This window comes from Microbacterium sp. LCT-H2 (genome assembly GCF_001866135.1).
Lineage (GTDB): Bacteria > Actinomycetota > Actinomycetes > Actinomycetales > Microbacteriaceae > Microbacterium.
In genome coordinates, this window is sequence record NZ_MODW01000001.1 from 228,659 (window position 1) to 245,452 (window position 16,794).

Consider the following 16,794-nt stretch of genomic DNA (forward strand, 5'->3'; position numbering starts at 1 on the left):
CCAACCGCGCAGCCGGCCGGAGGCCGGCCTTGAACGAGTAAAGAAAATTCTCACAGGGCGCCAGTCTCGTGCTGGATCGCACGGCTGGTCGCGCGGGCCTTCTCCGTCGACGCGAGCCACGGGCGGAACTTCGGATCGGCCTCCGCCGCAGTCATGGCGCGGTCGAGCGCCTCGGTGATCCCGCGAAGATCTTCGAAGCCGAGCGCGCGGATCCCGTACTTCAGCGCATCGAGGTCGGGCTCGGGAGACAGCAGCGACTCAAGCGCAGCGACCGTCTTCGGCGTGTACCGCTTCGCGAACGACTGGGTGATGGCGCCCTGCGCGGCCGCGAGCTCGCCGATCGGCGGCTTCGGCTGGTGGAACTTGTGCGTGTACGCGTTGAACAGGCTCCGGTAGTCACGCGTCGCCCGATCGGCGGCCTCGGAGGCGGCGGACATCTCGAGGAACGACGCGTCATGGTTGCGCGGTGCCGCTCCCCCGATCTTGGCCGTGTCCATCGATTCCACGGCCGCGGCAGCTCGCTCCTGGAGGCGCTGCAACACGCTGCGCACCGGCTCTGGCACGACTCCCCATGCAGAGGGGAAGGCCTGCTCTGCGCCTGATGCTCCGTCCATCCGTTCAGCTTACTCAGCACGCCGATCCGGTGGCCAGCGAGACATATGGACTATAGATGACAAAAAAGGTTGACGTACTGAGTAATACGCGCCATGCTGACTGAGTGAGCAAACCGCTTACCAACTGAGAGGAAACAGTCATGGCACTTCAGACAGGAAAAATCGTCACGCCGAGCTCGCTGACCGGATGTCCGCCATCGCCGCAGATGTGGAGCAGCAACTCAACCTCGTGCTCAATGCCGGCGCGGATGCGGGTGACGAGCATAGCGAGAACGGAAAGGACGGAGACGAACTTGACGAGTGATGAGCCGTTCAACTTCGACTCGGTGAACTTCGTGACGAGCGATCACCACTGCGGGCACGCTCGCATCAGCGAACTGGCCGGACGCCCCTTCGCCTCGGTCGACGAAATGAATGCCGTCATGATCGAACGCTTCCGCCCCCTCTACGAGGATGCCGGTTGGACTGTGCTCCCGGAAATCCTCGACGGGATCCACCACGGCACGCGCCTTCTCGCATGCCACTACCCCTACGCGGGCGACACCACTGGCGCAGAGCGACACAGTTCACACCGCCCCGGCAACACCGGGATTCCGCTCATCCACGGCCACACGCACGAGCATGAATTCGGCCCGCATGGCTCGCACGAGTTTCACATCGGCGTGGACGCATTCGGCTTCGCACCGGTCGAGTTCGAACTGATCGACGCATGGCTCGAGGACCTCCGCCGCGAGGAGGAAGCGATCGCGAAACTCATTCGACGGCGCTCTGCCGTAGGCGACAGCACACCGCTCGATGAGCTGGCTCACAGGCTTGGCGTCAACCTCGACCAGGGTTGAGCGTCCGGCCTTCCACCATGGCGTCGCGCCTTGTCGGCTGGCGCAGGATGGAAAGCACGTCCAGGTGCATCGCTGAGGACGAAGTAGCCAAGCCCCTGGCCCAACCCGGCACAAAACCGGCACAGCCCTCCCCTAGGTCGTCCCGACCACCGTCCCGGATACGACAAAACCCCCGGAGAACCGGGGGTTTCATTCTGTAGCAGGAGCGGGGCTTGAACCCGCGACCTCACGATTATGAGTCGTGCGCTCTCACCAACTGAGCTACCCTGCCGCACGGCATCCGCATCGCAGATGCGAACTCCGAGCCCCGAGTCAGGATTGAACTGACGACCCCTTCCTTACCATGGAAGTGCTCTGCCACTGAGCTATCGGGGCGTGCTGCCCCTCGCGGGGCAACCACACGAGAATACCATCCCTGTGGCGTCCTCATGAAATCGAGGTGGTCACTCCTCCGAGGTGAGCGACGTGCGTCCGGCGTTCTTGTTGAGCCACGGCATCGGGTCGATGGTCGTCCCGTTGACGATGAGCTCGAAGTGCAGGTGCGCACCGTAGGAGCGGCCGGTGTTGCCGGTCTTGCCCACGATGTCGCCGACCTTGACGGTGTCGCCAGCCTTGACCTGCAGCGAGCCGTACTGCATGTGCGAGTAGTGGCTCGTGATGACCGACCCGTCGATGACGTGGTCGATGTACACCGTGACGCCGTAGGCGCCACCCTGCTCGGTCGCGATGCGGACGGTGCCGTCGGCGATGGCCTGGATGGGCGCACCGTTGCCGGGGACGAAGTCGATGCCCTCGTGCAGGCGCCCGCTGCGCATGCCGTAGCCGTAGCTCATGCCGACGCCCACGAGGAACGGCCACTGGATGGCGGCATCCGGGTCGTTCGTGAAGATGTCACCGGAGTAGTTGATGCCCTGCTCGGCGGCGACCTCGACGAGCGAGACCGTGCTGAAGTTGTCGGCGCGGGAGAGCGGCTCGTTCTGTACGCCGGACGGCGCGACGAAAGCCTGGATCTCATCCTCCGCCGAGCTTGCCGCGTCGGCGGCGGCTGCACTGACGAGGGACGTCGAGGCGAGCGATCCGCCCTGGGCGGCCGCGACGGCCTCCGCGGGCAGGGTCATGGATACGGCCAGGAGCCCGGCGAGTCCCATCGCGCCGACAGTGGCGCCCGCGGCGAGGGTCTTGCGGATGCGGCGCGTGCGGCGAGGGCCGACGGCCGCGAGGCCTGCGGTGTCGATCTTCGGCGCGGCCTGCGATGCGGTGTTCGCGGCGAAGGCCGAACGCCGGGACGTCGACGCGGTCGGGATGGAGCCGGTGGTGCGGAAGGCGCGGGAAGCCCGCTCGAACGCGTCCCCCTCGGCATCGGCCTCGGCGACGAAGGGCTCGGACGCCGGCGCGATGTCCTCGACCGGGACCGCGTCGTCGGACTTCTCGACGATCTCGGCGACGACGGGCACCGCGGGGACATCGGCGATGGCGGGCGCAGCCGCGGCGATGAAGGGCTCCGCGGGTGCGACCGGGATCGGGGGCACCTCGGCCTGGCGCTGACGCGCAGCGCGACGGGATAGCGGGATGACAGCAGCGAGGGCGATCACGGTCTCCGCGTCAGCGAGGGGTGCCGTCGACCCGCTCGCCGAGGCCTCGGAGGCCGCAGTGCGAGGGCGGCTGGACCGGCGCGTGGGCGCAGCGGCAGCCTGGGGGTTCTCGAAGGGCAAAACTAGTCTCTCGGTCGTTCGTGATGCTCGGGGGCGCAATGACAACTCTCACCTTCGGGTGGTGAAAGTAACGATCGGGTAAACACTACCCCGATCCTCCTGTGAAAGCCATGGATCGGTCAGGGTTTTTCCTCATCGAGGATATCCCGGAGTCGGTCGTGCAGGGTCACGCCACCCGCGATCAGGAAGGGCCGCGGCGATTCCCGGTCGATCCGGCTCACGCGCCCACCCGCTTCCTGGACGAGCAGGGCACCCGCCGCGTGATCCCACGGCTTGAGCCCGCGTTCGAAGTATCCGTCCAGTCGGCCCGCCGCCACGTAAGCCAGGTCTAGAGCCGCCGATCCCATGCGGCGGAGGTCGCGCGCGATCGGCATCACCCGACGGACCGTCGCGAGGTCGCCGTCGTGGGTCGCCGGGTCGTAGCCGAATCCGGTCGCCAGGAGTGCACCGGCGTCGGTCGCCTCGGTCACCGCGAGCCGGACGCCGTCCGACCAGGCACCGTGGCCGCGCGCCGCCGTGAAGGTCTCCCCCACAGCGGGCGCGTGCACGGCGGCCGCCAGCGCCTCCCAGGCGTCGGGCTCCGCAGGACCGCTGACGGCCGCGATGCTCACGTTGTACGCCGGGATGCCGTAGGCGTAGTTCACCGTGCCGTCGATGGGGTCGACCACCCACGTGATGCCGCTGTCGCCGGCGGCCGCCCCTGACTCCTCACCGAGGAAGCCGTCCGCCGGCCGCGCCGCGCGCAGTCGCTCGCGGATGAGCGCCTCCACCTCGCGGTCGGCCTCGGTCACGATGTCGGCGAGGGTCGACTTGGTCGCGGCGAGCCGGACGCCCTCACGGCGTCGGGCTCGGGCGAGCGCACCGGCCTCTTCGGCGATCTCGGCCGCGAGCGCGCGGAGCTCGAGAACGTCGGTCACGGCGCCGGGTGCGAGGGTGCGGGCGGCGGCGGCGGGAAGGCCGGGGGCTCGCCCTGGGTGGGCGACGCCGGCTGGGGCGGGGCCGGGTGGGCCGGTGCCGACGAGGGCGGAGTCGGCTGCGGTGGAGCAGGCTGGTCGGGCACGGGCGGCACGGGCCCCGGAGCGGGAGGAGCCGCGAAGTCGGGCAGGACCGGAGCCGCCGATGCGAGGGGCGGTGCCGCCACAGGGAACGCCGCGGCGGGCGCCTGGCCGAGCGCCTGCGGAGCCGCCGAGGGATACCCCGTGTAGAACGCATTCCAGTCCGGGCTCCCGTCCGGGAGGACCGGGAGGGGTGTGATCCCGTCGGCGTAGGTGGGCCAGGACGGCGCGGAGGCGACGGGCCGGGCGGCAGGGGCCTTCTTCGGCGCGAACAGGGCGTTCAGCAGCGGGATGAGCGTCGTCCCGACGGCGACGAGGATCGTGAGGGCGACGACGATGCGCCAGTACAGCTCGGTGTAGTCGAAGGTGTTGGGGAACGCGAGGAAGAAGACCAGCAGGGCGACGAGGGCGCCGAGGAAGACGATCGTCACGATGTGGATCACCTTCGTGAAGGTCGTGACATGGCGCTGCGCGGCACGGGTGAACAGCCGCACGTGGAGCAGTGCGAGCTGCAGGATCCCGATCACGAGCAGCAGCTGGAAGAAGCGCTCGGCGCCGAAGTAGAGGCCGTCTTCCGGAAGCCAGATCTTCACGAGGCCGACGAGGAGCGCGATGACCCAGGTGACCATGCTCGCGAGCTGGAGCCAGTCCGGCCGGTTCGGCGCGAGGCCCGCCTCGAGGATGGCGATCCCGGCGAAGGCGGCGAGCAGGAGGATCGTGAGGAAGGCGCGACCGATGAGGCCGTTCTGATCACCGACCAGCACCCACACGACGCAGACCAGGGCGGCGGCGATGAGAGCGCCGATGGCGACCCACAGCGAGCCCCTGATGAGCAGCGACATGTTCTTCTTGTCACTCTGCGGCTGCAGCCGGGCGGTGTCCGGATGGGACATGGGGATCCTCTCGTCGAGCGGCGATGCCTTCATCCTGCCACGCGCGGGGTCGCTTGTTCCGGCTTCCCGCAGGTCGGCCGGAAGATCGTGAGCCGCCGCGGCTGGGGAGGAGGAGTCAGCCAGCCTTCTTCGCGGAGGCCGCCGCGAACGCCGCGACCCGCGCCTGTGCATCCGGGGTCTCCAGGGCGGCGCCGATGGACCGGGCCTCCTCGCTCAGCTGCTCGGCGAACGTGCGCTCCGGCTGCGATCGCACCAGACGCTTGGCCTGCCCGTACGCGTCAACGGCCCCGGCGAGCCAGAACCGCGCCACCTCCTCGGCCCGCGCGCGGACCCGGTCGGCTTCCGTTCTGCCGTCCTCGCCCTCCACGACCTCGGCCACGAGGCCCCAGTCGAGGGCCTCCGCGGCGGTGAGCAGTCGGTCCTGCAGCACGAGCTGGAGGGCACGGCGCTGGCCGACGGCCCGCGCGAGCTGGGCGGACACCGAGAGGTCGGGCGTGAGGCCGATGTTCGCGTACAGGCTCCCGAGCTGCGACCGGGAGCCCACCACCGCGTAGTCCGAGGCGAGCAGGATGCCGAGTCCGCCGCCGGCCGTCGTCCCGTGCGCCGCGGCGACCACCGGCACGCTCGACTCCGTGAGCGCGCGGATCCCGGTGTTGATGACCTCCGCCAGCGCGGTGATCTCCGCCCCGGACGACCCCATGGTCGTCGCCATGTCGATCACGTCACCACCCGCGCAGAACGCCGGTCCCGCCGCGTCGATGAGGATGGCCTGCACGTCGTCGCGCGACGTCGCCTCGACCGTCGCGTCCCGCCAGGCATAAGCCAGATCGGCGTTGAAGGCGTTGAGGCGGGTCGGACGGTTGAGCGTCAGCCGCGCCATCCCCTCGTCGACGGCGAACAGGATGGCATCACTCATGGCTTCTCCTTCGAGCACAGGCGGATGCCTCCAGGCTAGTCGCGCTCAGGAGCCGTCCCAGACGCGAGCGACGAACCGCTCCATCCGTCGCCGGGTGCCGTCGAGTCGGTAGTCGACCTGTCCCGCCGCGCGGATCTCGTTCGGGGCGAGCGGATGCGCCAGGCGAACGTTCTCGTGGCAGGACAGATCGGCGCAGATGTAGGTGCCGACCGAGTCGCCGCGCTCCCCCGCCTCTCCCGTGCGTCGCGCCGCGAACAGCGCCACCTGGTTGCCCGGCTGCATCGTGTGGCAGATGTTGCACATGCCCGAGCGCCCACGCCCTGATTCCGAAGCCCGCAGCACGACGCCGACCACGCGTCCCTCGTGCGGGATGAGGACGTAGCCGCGCTTGCCGGCGCTCGGGTCACGCCAGGCGAAGAAGTCGAGGTAGTCCCAGTCCACGAGGAGGAAGTCGTGCGGCATCTCCATGACGCGCAGCTCGTCGGCGTCCGCGTTCACGAACGAGGCCCGGACGTCGGCTTCGGTGAGGGGTCGCATCGCTCCAGTCTAGGAACTCGGCGCAGAGGTGAGGCCGGTCGCGCTCTCCGGCCGCCTGAGACCCGCGCGCGGGCTGAACTCGTCGATGCCTGCTGCGGACGGAACTAGTGGCATGCTCATGGATGGAGGTGCACGATGACGGCAGCCTGGGTGGTTCGGACCGGACGGTACGGAGAGCGCGATGCATGGGCGCTCAGCGAGAACGTCGCAGGCGGCGGCTGGGCCGAGGTCCCAGACCTCACCCCATGCAGTACCCGTGCGGACATTCAGGCACTCGTCACCGCAACGTTCCCTGAGGACTCCCTCGGACGGCGCGCGAACTACACCGGTCAGTTGTGGGCACTACGAGGCCGCATTCAACCCGGCGATGTCATGGCCCTGCCGATGAAGACCACCGGTGAGGTTGCCATCGGCTGTGTGACCGGTGGCTACGAGTACCTCGCTGACGAGGCAGACCCATCCAAGCGGCACATCATCCGGGTCGATTGGGCCGTGACCGACCTCCCGAGATCATCCATCAAGCAGGACCTCCTCTACACGTTGGGCAGCGCGCTGACGGTGTTCGCCCCGAGTCGTGGCCATGCTGTCGCTCGGCTCGAGACGCTGATGAGGACCCGCACAGATCCGGGCCAGTTGCCCTACAAACCCGCACCAAGCCTCAATGCCCCCTCTGCTCAGGGCGAAGACGACGTCGACGAGCCGGAGGCGCTACCGGACATCGCCGAACAAGCGCGCGACCAGATCCTCACCCGCATCTCAGAAACCTTCAAAGGCCACCAGCTCACCGTGCTCGTACAGGCAGTGCTTGAAGCGGAAGGATTCGTCTGCGAGGCATCGACGGGCGGAGCCGATGGAGGGGTAGACATCGTCGCGGGGCGCGGACTGCTCGGCATGGACTCCCCCAAGCTCATCGCTCAGGTGAAGTCAGGCGGCCAGGTCTCCGACCCTGTAGTGAGAGACCTGCTCGGCACCATGCAGCACGTGGGCGCCGAGCAGGGTCTGCTGGTCGCGTGGGACGGTGTGTCATCCTCGGCCCGGCATTCCTTGCAGCGGGAACGATTCCGCGTTCGGCTGTGGACGTCCTCAGACGTCGTCGATGCCGTACTCCGGGTCTACGAGAACCTCCCGGAGGCGATACGCGCCGATCTTCCGCTTAGACGAGTCTGGCTCCTCGCCGCTGAGTAGCCGCGGTACCGGCAGCAGCACGCGGGCGGGCCCGCGCCGTCCGTCGCGCCGTCCGCCGACCCTTCGAGCGGCGCGGACCGTCGCAGAGAGCGTTCGTGACGAAGAAGGCCCAGTCACCGAGTTTTCTCGGATTCCGGGCCTTCCCATACTGGTGGCGAGTGAGGGATTCGAACCCCCGAAGTCGAAGACGGCTGATTTACAGTCAGATCCCTTTGGCCACTTGGGTAACTCGCCAGAGCGCACCCGTCCGACTTGAACAGCCAACCGGGGGCACGAAGAACAATCATACCTGCCGGAAGCGGGCGCGAGAAATCGAGGCATCAGCTCCCGTACAGGCCGCGGTCGGCGGCGGCCAGCGACTCCGGCGTGCGCAGCAGCCCGCCCTCTGCACGGCAGGTCGCGGCAGCGACATCCATCGCGCGCTCGAGCAGGGCGGACCAGCCCTCGGCCGCCTTCGGGGAGCCTTCCACCAGGCCGGCAGCGACGGCGGCGAGCGTCGCATCCCCGGCCCCCACGGTGTCGACCACGCGACCCGGCAGCGCCGAGATCGGGGCCGAGACCGACCCGGCGTCCGACTCGAGCACGGCACCGTCCGCTCCGGCCGTCGCGAGCACCGCCGCGACGCCAAGGCCCCGGAGTCGCGCGCGCAGGGCGTCGAGGTCGCCGTCATACAGCACCGCGGCGTCGTCGGCGCCGACCTTCACCAGGTCCGCCCTGGCGGCCAACCGCTCGAAGCCGCGGACGAACTCCTCGCGGTCGGACAGCATGCCGGTGCGCGGGTTCGGGTCGATCGCCAGCCGCGCGCCCTCGACTGCGGCGGCGAGGGCGTCGACCTCCTCGGGGACGTCGAAGGGGAAGCAGCTCACGGCCACGATGTCCGCGTCGCCGATAGCGGCCCTCGCCTCGTCCGCGTACCGGATGGTCCGCTCCTGGGCCGCGCGGTTGAAGACGTAGCTCGGCTCGCCGTTCGCGGCCCGGGTCACGACCGCCCGCGACGACCCGTGCGGGGCCGCGCTCGCGATCAGCCGCACGCCGTGATCGGCCAGGTACTCGCGGATGTGCGCGCCGGCGACGTCCTCCCCCACCATCGCGATGAGGGTCGTCGGGATTCCGAGCCGGCGCAGCCCGACCGCCACGTTCAGCGCTGCCCCGCCGACGAACTCGCGGACGCCGCTGTCATCCCGGATCTCGTCGATCAAGGCGTCTCCGATGACGACGGCCGCGCCGCCGGGGGAAGTCTCAGTGCTCACTCGCCGACCCTACCGCGCTCGCCCCGGTCACAGCTTCGGAGATGACGCCCGACACCCCGATGGATGAGCCCCACCGGCGGCGCGCCGCGCCGGATCTCCGACGCTGTGCACACCCCGACCTCGCCGAGAGACGACGAAGGCCCCGGGGAGAACCCCGGGGCCTTCGTTCGCTCACTCACACCTCAGTTGTAGGTACCGGGGGTGATGTCGTCCGTCGAGAACGCGTCGAAGTCGACGTAGCCGAAGTCGCCGTCTGCGTACGCGCCGTCGGATGCGAAGATCCGGTTCGGGTAGCGCTCGCTCTTGGCTTCCTCGGTGGCCTCGACCGTGACGTCGCGGTACTTCGAGAGACCGGTTCCGGCGGGGATGAGCTTTCCGATGATGACGTTCTCCTTGAGACCGACCAGCGGGTCGCGCTTGCCCTCCATGGCGGCCTGCGTGAGCACGCGGGTCGTCTCCTGGAAGGACGCAGCGGACAGCCACGACTCGGTCGCGAGCGACGCCTTCGTGATACCCATCAGCTCCGGGCGACCGGACGCGGGACGCTTGCCCTCGGCCACGGCCTCGCGGTTGATCTGCTGGTAGCGCTTCAGGTCGACCATCTCACCCGGCAGCAGGGTCGTGTCGGCGTGGTCGACGACGGTGACCTTGCGGAGCATCTGGCGGACGATGACCTCGATGTGCTTGTCGTGGATCGGCACACCCTGCGAGCGGTAGACGCCCTGGACACCGCCGACGAGGTACTTCTGCACCTCGCGGGCACCCATGACGCGCATGACCTCCTTGGGGTCGAGCGTGCCGACCTGCAGGGGCTGACCGACCGAGACGTGCTGGCCGTCCTCGACGAGGAGGGTCGCACGCTTCAGCACCGGGTAGACGACGGGCTCGTCGCCGTTGTCGGGCGTGAGGATGACCTTCTTGGCCTTCTCGGTCTCGTCGATCGTGATGCGGCCATCGGCCTCCGCGATCGGCGACGCGCCCTTGGGGGTACGCGCCTCGAACAGCTCCTGCACGCGGGGCAGACCCTGCGTGATGTCATCCGCCGACGCCGAACCACCGGTGTGGAAGGTACGCATCGTCAGCTGGGTACCGGGCTCACCGATCGACTGGGCCGCGATGATGCCGACGGCCTCGCCGATGTCGACGGTCTTGCCGGTCGCGAGCGAACGGCCGTAGCACTGCGCGCACACGCCGACGGCGGAGTCGCAGGTCAGGACCGAGCGGACCTTGATGGTCTCGACGCCCGCGGCGACCAGCTTGTCGATGAGCACGTCGCCCACGTCGTCGCCGGCAGCGGCCAGTACCTCGCCCGCGGCGTTCACCACGTCGGAGGCCAGCGTGCGGGCGAACACCGAGTTCTCGACGTTCGCGTCGCGCACCAGCTCACCCTGCGAGTTCGGAGCGGCGATCGGGAGCTCGAGGCCCTTCGACGTGCCGCAGTCCTCTTCGCGGATGATGACGTCCTGCGAGACGTCCACCAGACGACGGGTCAGGTAACCCGAGTCGGCGGTACGCAGAGCGGTGTCGGCCAGACCCTTACGGGTACCGTGCGTCGCGATGAAGTACTCCGCCACCGACAGACCCTCGCGGTACGAGGAGATGATCGGGCGCGGGATGATCTCACCCTTGGGGTTGTTCACCAGACCACGCATACCGGCGATGTTCCGGATCTGCAGCCAGTTACCACGAGCGCCGGAGGACACCATGCGGTTGATGGTGTTGTCCTCCGGGAAGTGCGCCTTCATCGCGGCCTGCACCTCGTCGGTCGCCTCGGTCCAGATCTTGATGAGCTCCTGACGACGCTCGGCGTCGGTCGTGAGGCCCTTCTCGTACTGGGACTGGACCTTCGCGGCCTGCTTCTCGTAACCCGCGACGATCTCCGCCTTGTTCGGCGGGGTGAGGATGTCGCTCAGCGCGACGGTCACACCCGAACGGGTCGCCCAGTAGAAACCGGCATCCTTGATGCGGTCCAGCGTGGCGGCCGTCTCGACCTTGGGGTACTCCTCGGCCAGCTTGTTGACGATCTGCGACAGCTTGCCCTTGTCGGCCTGCTCGCGGACGAACGGGTAGCCCTTCGGCAGCGCGTCGTTGAAGATCGCCTGACCGAGCGAAGCGTCGACCAGGCCGTGCTTCTCGTAGCCCTCGGGAGCCTCGCCCTCGAGGAAGGCCAGACCCGGGATGCGGATGCGGACCTTCGCCTGCAGGTCGAGCGTGCCCTCGTCGTACGCGAGCTGTGCCTCGCCGACGGAGCCGAAGGCACGACCCTCGCCCTTGGCGCCGGCCTTGACCGTCGTCAGGTGGTGCAGACCGATGATCATGTCCTGCGAGGGCAGGGTCACCGGACGGCCGTCCGACGGCTTCAGGATGTTGTTCGACGCGAGCATGAGCACGCGGGCCTCGGCCTGAGCCTCGACCGACAGCGGCAGGTGGACAGCCATCTGGTCACCGTCGAAGTCGGCGTTGAACGCCGCGCAGACGAGCGGGTGCAGCTGGATGGCCTTGCCCTCGACGAGCTGCGGCTCGAACGCCTGGATGCCGAGACGGTGCAGGGTGGGTGCGCGGTTCAGCAGCACCGGACGCTCGCGGATGATCTCCTCGAGCACGTCCCAGACCTCGGGACGGGTGCGCTCGACGGCACGCTTGGCAGCCTTGATGTTCTGCGAGTGACCGAGGTCGATCAGGCGCTTGATGACGAACGGCTTGAAGAGCTCGAGCGCCATCTGCTTGGGCAGACCGCACTGGTGCAGCTTGAGCTGCGGGCCGACGACGATGACCGAACGGCCCGAGTAGTCGACACGCTTGCCGAGCAGGTTCTGGCGGAAGCGACCCTGCTTTCCCTTGAGCATGTCGCTCAGGGACTTCAGGGCACGGTTGCCGGTACCCGTGACCGGGCGACCGCGACGGCCGTTGTCGAACAGTGCGTCGACGGCCTCCTGCAGCATCCGCTTCTCGTTGTTGACGATGATCTCGGGGGCACCGAGGTCGATCAGGCGACGGAGACGGTTGTTGCGGTTGATCACGCGGCGGTACAGGTCGTTCAGGTCGGAGGTCGCGAAGCGGCCACCGTCGAGCTGCACCATCGGACGCAGCTCCGGCGGGATCACCGGGACGACGTCGAGCACCATCGCGGCCGGGCTCATGCCGGTCTCGAGGAACGAGTTGACGACCTTGAGGCGCTTGATCGCACGGATCTTGCGCTGGCCCTTGCCCTCCGAGATCTGCAGGTGCAGGCTCTCGGCCTCGGCGGCCAGGTCGAATGCGGCCAGGCGACGCTGGATCGCCTCGGCACCCATGTAGGCCTCGAAGTACTGGCCGAAGCGGTCCTGCAGCTCGTGGAAGACGTCGTCCTCCGGGCGCAGGGCACCGACCTCGAGCGTACGGAAGTCCTCCCACACGCGCTCCAGCTTCAGGATCGCCTCGTCGGCACCCTTGCGGATGAGCGACATCTCCTTCTCGGCGGCGTCCTTGACCTTCTTCTTGGCGTCGGCCTTGGCACCCTCGGCCTCGAGGGTCGCGAGCTCCTCCTCCAGCTTCGCCAGGCGCTCCGCGATCTTGGAGTCGCGGCGGTCGCCGAGCGTCTTCAGCTCGAGACGGATGTTGTTCTCCTGGGTGCCCAGGTCGCGGTGGCGAGCGTCCTCGTCGACCGAGATGACCATGTACGCGGCGAAGTAGATGACCTTCTCGAGGTCCTTCGGCGCCATGTCCAGCAGGTAGCCGAGGCGCGAGGGCACGCCCTTGAAGTACCAGATGTGGGTGACGGGAGCGGCGAGCTCGATGTGACCCATGCGCTCACGACGGACGGAGCTCTTGGTGACCTCCACGCCGCAGCGCTCGCAGACGATGCCCTTGAAGCGGACGCGCTTGTACTTGCCGCAGGCGCACTCCCAGTCACGGGACGGGCCGAAGATCTGCTCTCCGAAGAGACCGTCCTTCTCCGGCTTGAGGGTGCGGTAGTTGATGGTTTCGGGCTTCTTGACCTCGCCGTAGGACCACGCGCGGATGTGGTCTGCGGTCGCCAGGCCGATGCGAAGCTCATCGAAGGTTGTGGACTCGAGCACTAGTTCTCCTGTGTCGGAAATTCTTTTTGAGAAGTCTGGGCTTCGACAGGCTCAGCCATCGCGGGGACGGCTGAGCCCGTCGAAGGATTAGATCTCGTCGATCGAGGCGGCCTCGAAGCGGCTGGAGATGTTGATACCGAGTTCCTCTGCGGCGCGGAACGCCTCGTCGTCGGTGTCGCGGAGGTTGACCAGCGTGCCGTCGGCCGAGAGGACCTCGACGTTCAGGCAGAGCGACTGCATCTCCTTCATGAGCACCTTGAACGACTCCGGGATGCCGGGCTCCTGGATGTTCTCGCCCTTGACGATGGCCTCGTACACCTTGACGCGGCCGAGGATGTCGTCGGACTTGATCGTGAGGAGCTCCTGGAGGGCGTACGCCGCACCGTAGGCCTCGAGGGCCCACACCTCCATCTCACCGAAGCGCTGTCCACCGAACTGCGCCTTACCACCGAGCGGCTGCTGGGTGATCATCGAGTACGGACCGGTGGAACGGGCGTGGATCTTGTCGTCGACCAGGTGGTGGAGCTTCAGGATGTACATGTAGCCCACGGAGATCGGCGCCGGGAACGGCTCGCCGGAGCGGCCGTCGAACAGCTGCGTCTTCCCGCTCGAGTCGATCAGACGGACGCCGTCGCGCGTCGGGAGCGTCGAGTCGAGGAGACCGGAGATCTCCTCCTCGCTCGCACCGTCGAACACCGGGGTCGCGACCTTCGTGCCTGGTGCGGCCTCGAACGCCTCCTGCGGGAGCTTCCCAGCCCACTCCGGAGTGCCCTCGACCTTCCAGCCCTGCTTGGCAATCCACCCGAGGTGGGTCTCCAGCACCTGGCCGAAGTTCATTCGTCCAGGGATGCCGAGCGGGTTCAGCACGATGTCGACCGGCGTGCCGTCCGAGAGGAACGGCATGTCCTCGATGGGGAGGATCTTCGCGATGACACCCTTGTTGCCGTGGCGGCCGGCGAGCTTGTCGCCCTCGGTGATCTTGCGCTTCTGGGCGATGTAGACCACGACCCGGCGGTTCACGCCGGAGCCGAGCTCGTCGTCGCCGTCCTCGGCGTTGAACTCCTTGACCGCGATGATCGTGCCCTGCTCACCGTGGGGCACCTTCAGCGACGTGTCGCGGACCTCGCGGCTCTTCTCGTTGAAGATCGCGCGGAGCAGACGCTCCTCGGCCGACAGCTCGGTCTCGCCCTTCGGCGTGACCTTGCCGACGAGGATGTCGCCGGGGCGGACCTCGGCGCCGATGCGGATGATGCCGCGCTCGTCGAGGTCCTTCAGCAGCTCCGGGCTGACGTTGGGGAGGTCACGGGTGATCTCCTCCTTGCCGAGCTTGGTGTCGCGGGCGTCGACCTCGTACTCCTCGATGTGGATCGAGGAGAGGGTGTCGTCCTTCACCAGGTCCTGGCTCAGGATGATGGCGTCCTCGAAGTTGTAGCCCTCCCACGTCATGAACGCGACGAGGAGGTTCTTCCCGAGGGCGAGCTCGCCGTTCTCGGTGGCGGGGCCATCGGCGATGACCTCTCCGACCTCGACGCGCTCACCGGCGTTGACGACGACCTTCTGGTTGTAGGAGGTGCCCTGGTTCGAGCGGTCGAACTTGCGCAGGTGGTACTCCTGCGTCCCGCCCTCGTCGAGCATGACCACGACGCGGTCCGCGGAGACCTCGGAGACGACACCGGCCTTCTCGGCGGTGATCACGTCACCGGCGTCGATGGCGGTGTAGCCCTCCATACCGGTTCCGACGAGCGGCGAGTCGCTGCGCAGCAGCGGCACGGCCTGACGCTGCATGTTGGCGCCCATGAGCGCGCGCTGCGCGTCGTCGTGCTCGAGGAACGGCACGAGCGAGGTCGCGACCGACACCATCTGGCGCGGCGAGACGTCGATGTAGCCGATCTCCTCCGGGAGGAACAGGTCGACCTCACCGCTGCCGCCCTTGGGGCGCGCGAGCACGTGGCTCTCGCGGAAGCGACCCTTCGCATCGAGCGGCGCGTTTGCCTGCGCGATGTTGAAGTCGACCTCCTCGGAGGCGGTCAGGTAGTCGATCTGGTCGGTCACGACACCGTCGACGACCTTGCGGTACGGGGTCTCGATGAAGCCGAACGAGTTGATGCGCGCGAAGGTCGCGAGCGCACCGATCAGACCGATGTTCGGGCCTTCCGGCGTCTCGATCGGGCACATGCGGCCGTAGTGCGAGGGGTGGACGTCACGGACCTCGACGCCGGCGCGGTCGCGGCTCAGACCACCGGGGCCCAGGGCCGACAGGCGACGCTTGTTGGTCAGACCCGCGAGCGGGTTGTTCTGGTCCATGAACTGCGACAGCTGCGAGGTTCCGAAGAACTCCTTGATCGCGGCGACGACGGGGCGCACGTTGATCAGGGTCTGCGGCGTGATGGCCTCGATGTCCTGCGTGGTCATGCGCTCGCGGACGACGCGCTCCATGCGGGACAGACCCGTGCGGACCTGGTTCTGGATCAGCTCGCCGACCGCGCGGATGCGACGGTTGCCGAAGTTGTCGATGTCGTCGGTCGCGAGACGGATCTCGGTCTTCTTGCCGCCGCGGATGCCCTCGAAGGTCTCCTCGGTGCCCGCGTGCAGACGCACGAGGTACTTGATCGTGGCGACGATGTCCTGCACCGTCAGCACCGACTCCGTCAGCGGGGTGTCGAGACCCAGCTTGTGGTTGATCTTGTACCGGCCGACCTTGGCGAGGTCGTAGCGCTTCGGGTTGAAGTAGAAGTTGTCGAGCAGCGCGCGGGCGGCCTCGGCGGCCACCTGCTCGCCCGGACGCAGCTTGCGGTAGATGTCGCGCAGCGCGTCTTCCTTGGTGACGATCGTGTCCTTCGCGAGCGTCTCCTCGATGGAGGTGTAGCCGGCGAACTCCGCGAGGATCTCCTCGCTGGTCATGCCCAGCGCCTTGAGGAAGACCGTGACGGACTGCTTGCGCTTGCGGTCGACACGCACACCGACCTGGTCGCGCTTGTCGATCTCGAACTCGAGCCAGGCACCACGGCTCGGGATGACGCGCGCCGAGACGATGTCCTTGTCGGACGTCTTGTCGGGGGTCTTGTCGAAGTAGACACCCGGCGAGCGCACGAGCTGCGAGACGACGACGCGCTCGGAGCCGTTGATGATGAACGTGCCCTTGTCGGTCTGCAGCGGGAAGTCGCCCATGAAGACCGTCTGGGTCTTGATCTCACCCGTGAGGTGGTTCATGAACTCGGCCTCGACGTAGAGCGGGGCCGCGTACGTCTTGCCGCGCTCCTTGCACTCCTCGATGGAGTACTTCTCGGGCTCGAGGTACGGGTTCGTGAACGACAGCTGCATCGTCTCGCCGAGGTCCTCGATCGGGGAGATCTCCTCGAAGATCTCGCCCAGACCGCTGTTCTCGTTCACGTCGGTGCGACCGGCGGCCTTGGCCTCGGCCACGCGCGCCTTCCAGGCGTCGTTGCCGACCAGCCAACCGAAGGACTCGGTCTGCAGGGCGAGAAGGTCGGGGACCGTCAGCGTGTCGGAGATCTTGGCGAACGAGAGACGGGAAGCTCCGCGTCCGTTCTTGGTGGTGGTGGATGTGGATGCGTTGGGAGCAGCAGCCAAGGGAATAACCTCCGTGAGCCCCGCAGGGCTTCTCGATTCCTTTGTCGTCAGGTGGAGTGCGCTCAGAAGCTCACGAGATGCCGACCACCATATGAGGGCAGGGAGAAGCGAGCGCAACTACCAACTATAGACGCGATCTCGCGA

The 16,794-nt window shown here is 67.8% G+C and carries 11 protein-coding genes and 3 tRNA genes; 2 read left to right on the forward strand and 12 right to left on the reverse strand.

Translation table 11 applies throughout. From position 1 onward, the window contains the following. Positions 1 to 50 precede the first annotated feature (50 nt). Complete coding sequence (locus tag BK819_RS01075; protein ID WP_143049219.1) at positions 51 to 614, reverse strand: hypothetical protein; 564 nt, start codon at positions 612 to 614, stop codon at positions 51 to 53. A gap of 293 nt (positions 615 to 907) precedes the next feature. On the opposite strand from BK819_RS01075, the gene BK819_RS01080 reads away from it, so the two are divergent. Beyond that, positions 908 to 1,453 carry a hypothetical protein gene (locus BK819_RS01080; protein WP_071327540.1) on the forward strand — a complete coding sequence of 182 codons (546 nt, stop codon included), beginning with the start codon at positions 908 to 910 and terminating at the stop codon, positions 1,451 to 1,453. A 197-nt stretch (positions 1,454 to 1,650) separates the two neighbouring features. Here the strand turns inward: BK819_RS01080 and BK819_RS01085 are convergent. The 7 genes from BK819_RS01085 to BK819_RS01115 form a co-directional block, all read right to left on the reverse strand. Beyond that, positions 1,651 to 1,724 (reverse strand) — tRNA-Met (locus BK819_RS01085). Between the two features lie 32 nt (positions 1,725 to 1,756). Continuing rightward, positions 1,757 to 1,828 (reverse strand) — tRNA-Thr (locus tag BK819_RS01090). Positions 1,829 to 1,896: 68 nt separating this feature from the next. Continuing rightward, complete coding sequence (locus BK819_RS01095) at positions 1,897 to 3,045, reverse strand: M23 family metallopeptidase (protein WP_256209339.1); 1,149 nt, start codon at positions 3,043 to 3,045, stop codon at positions 1,897 to 1,899. Positions 3,046 to 3,284: 239 nt separating this feature from the next. Next, positions 3,285 to 4,082, reverse strand: a complete 798-nt coding sequence (locus tag BK819_RS01100; RefSeq protein ID WP_071327542.1) for an inositol monophosphatase family protein — start codon at positions 4,080 to 4,082, stop codon at positions 3,285 to 3,287. Next, on the reverse strand, positions 4,079 to 5,113 hold the full coding sequence (locus BK819_RS01105) for a hypothetical protein (protein WP_071327543.1): 1,035 nt from the start codon (positions 5,111 to 5,113) through the stop codon (positions 4,079 to 4,081). Before BK819_RS01105 ends, BK819_RS01100 begins: the two co-directional genes overlap by 4 nt. Before the next feature lie 115 nt (positions 5,114 to 5,228). Then, positions 5,229 to 6,029: an enoyl-CoA hydratase/isomerase family protein gene (locus BK819_RS01110; RefSeq protein ID WP_071327544.1), complete on the reverse strand. Its 801-nt coding sequence runs from the start codon at positions 6,027 to 6,029 to the stop codon at positions 5,229 to 5,231. Positions 6,030 to 6,074: 45 nt separating this feature from the next. Next, positions 6,075 to 6,566, reverse strand: coding sequence for an FBP domain-containing protein (locus BK819_RS01115; RefSeq protein ID WP_071327545.1), 492 nt, complete (start codon positions 6,564 to 6,566; stop codon positions 6,075 to 6,077). Positions 6,567 to 6,701: 135 nt separating this feature from the next. Between BK819_RS01115 and BK819_RS01120 the strand changes: the two genes are divergently transcribed. Beyond that, positions 6,702 to 7,751, forward strand: coding sequence for a restriction endonuclease (locus tag BK819_RS01120; protein ID WP_071327546.1), 1,050 nt, complete (start codon positions 6,702 to 6,704; stop codon positions 7,749 to 7,751). Between the two features lie 149 nt (positions 7,752 to 7,900). Here BK819_RS01120 and BK819_RS01125 read toward each other — a convergent pair. From BK819_RS01125 to BK819_RS01140, 4 genes are all read right to left on the reverse strand, one after another. Beyond that, positions 7,901 to 7,985, reverse strand: a tRNA-Tyr gene (locus BK819_RS01125). An 86-nt stretch (positions 7,986 to 8,071) separates the two neighbouring features. Next, the gene (locus BK819_RS01130; RefSeq protein ID WP_071327547.1) at positions 8,072 to 9,001 is read right to left on the reverse strand and encodes a PfkB family carbohydrate kinase; all 930 of its coding nucleotides are present in this window, start codon (positions 8,999 to 9,001) and stop codon (positions 8,072 to 8,074) included. A gap of 182 nt (positions 9,002 to 9,183) precedes the next feature. Beyond that, a complete protein-coding gene (gene rpoC / locus BK819_RS01135) occupies positions 9,184 to 13,059 on the reverse strand; it encodes a DNA-directed RNA polymerase subunit beta' (protein ID WP_071327548.1) in 3,876 nt (1,291 codons plus the stop codon). A gap of 87 nt (positions 13,060 to 13,146) precedes the next feature. After that, positions 13,147 to 16,650, reverse strand: a complete 3,504-nt coding sequence (locus tag BK819_RS01140; RefSeq protein ID WP_071327549.1) for a DNA-directed RNA polymerase subunit beta — start codon at positions 16,648 to 16,650, stop codon at positions 13,147 to 13,149. Positions 16,651 to 16,794 lie beyond the last annotated feature (144 nt).

Excerpts from the sequence above, each read along its gene's own strand:
- BK819_RS01075 (WP_143049219.1), bottom strand. The coding sequence starts at position 614 with ATGGACGGAGCATCAGGCGCAGAGCAGGCCTTCCCCTCTGCATGGGGA.
- BK819_RS01110 (WP_071327544.1), bottom strand. The coding sequence starts at position 6,029 with ATGAGTGATGCCATCCTGTTCGCCGTCGACGAGGGGATGGCGCGGCTG.
- BK819_RS01105 (WP_071327543.1), bottom strand. The coding sequence starts at position 5,113 with ATGTCCCATCCGGACACCGCCCGGCTGCAGCCGCAGAGTGACAAGAAG.
- BK819_RS01115 (WP_071327545.1), bottom strand. The coding sequence starts at position 6,566 with ATGCGACCCCTCACCGAAGCCGACGTCCGGGCCTCGTTCGTGAACGCG.
- BK819_RS01120 (WP_071327546.1), top strand. The coding sequence starts at position 6,702 with ATGACGGCAGCCTGGGTGGTTCGGACCGGACGGTACGGAGAGCGCGAT.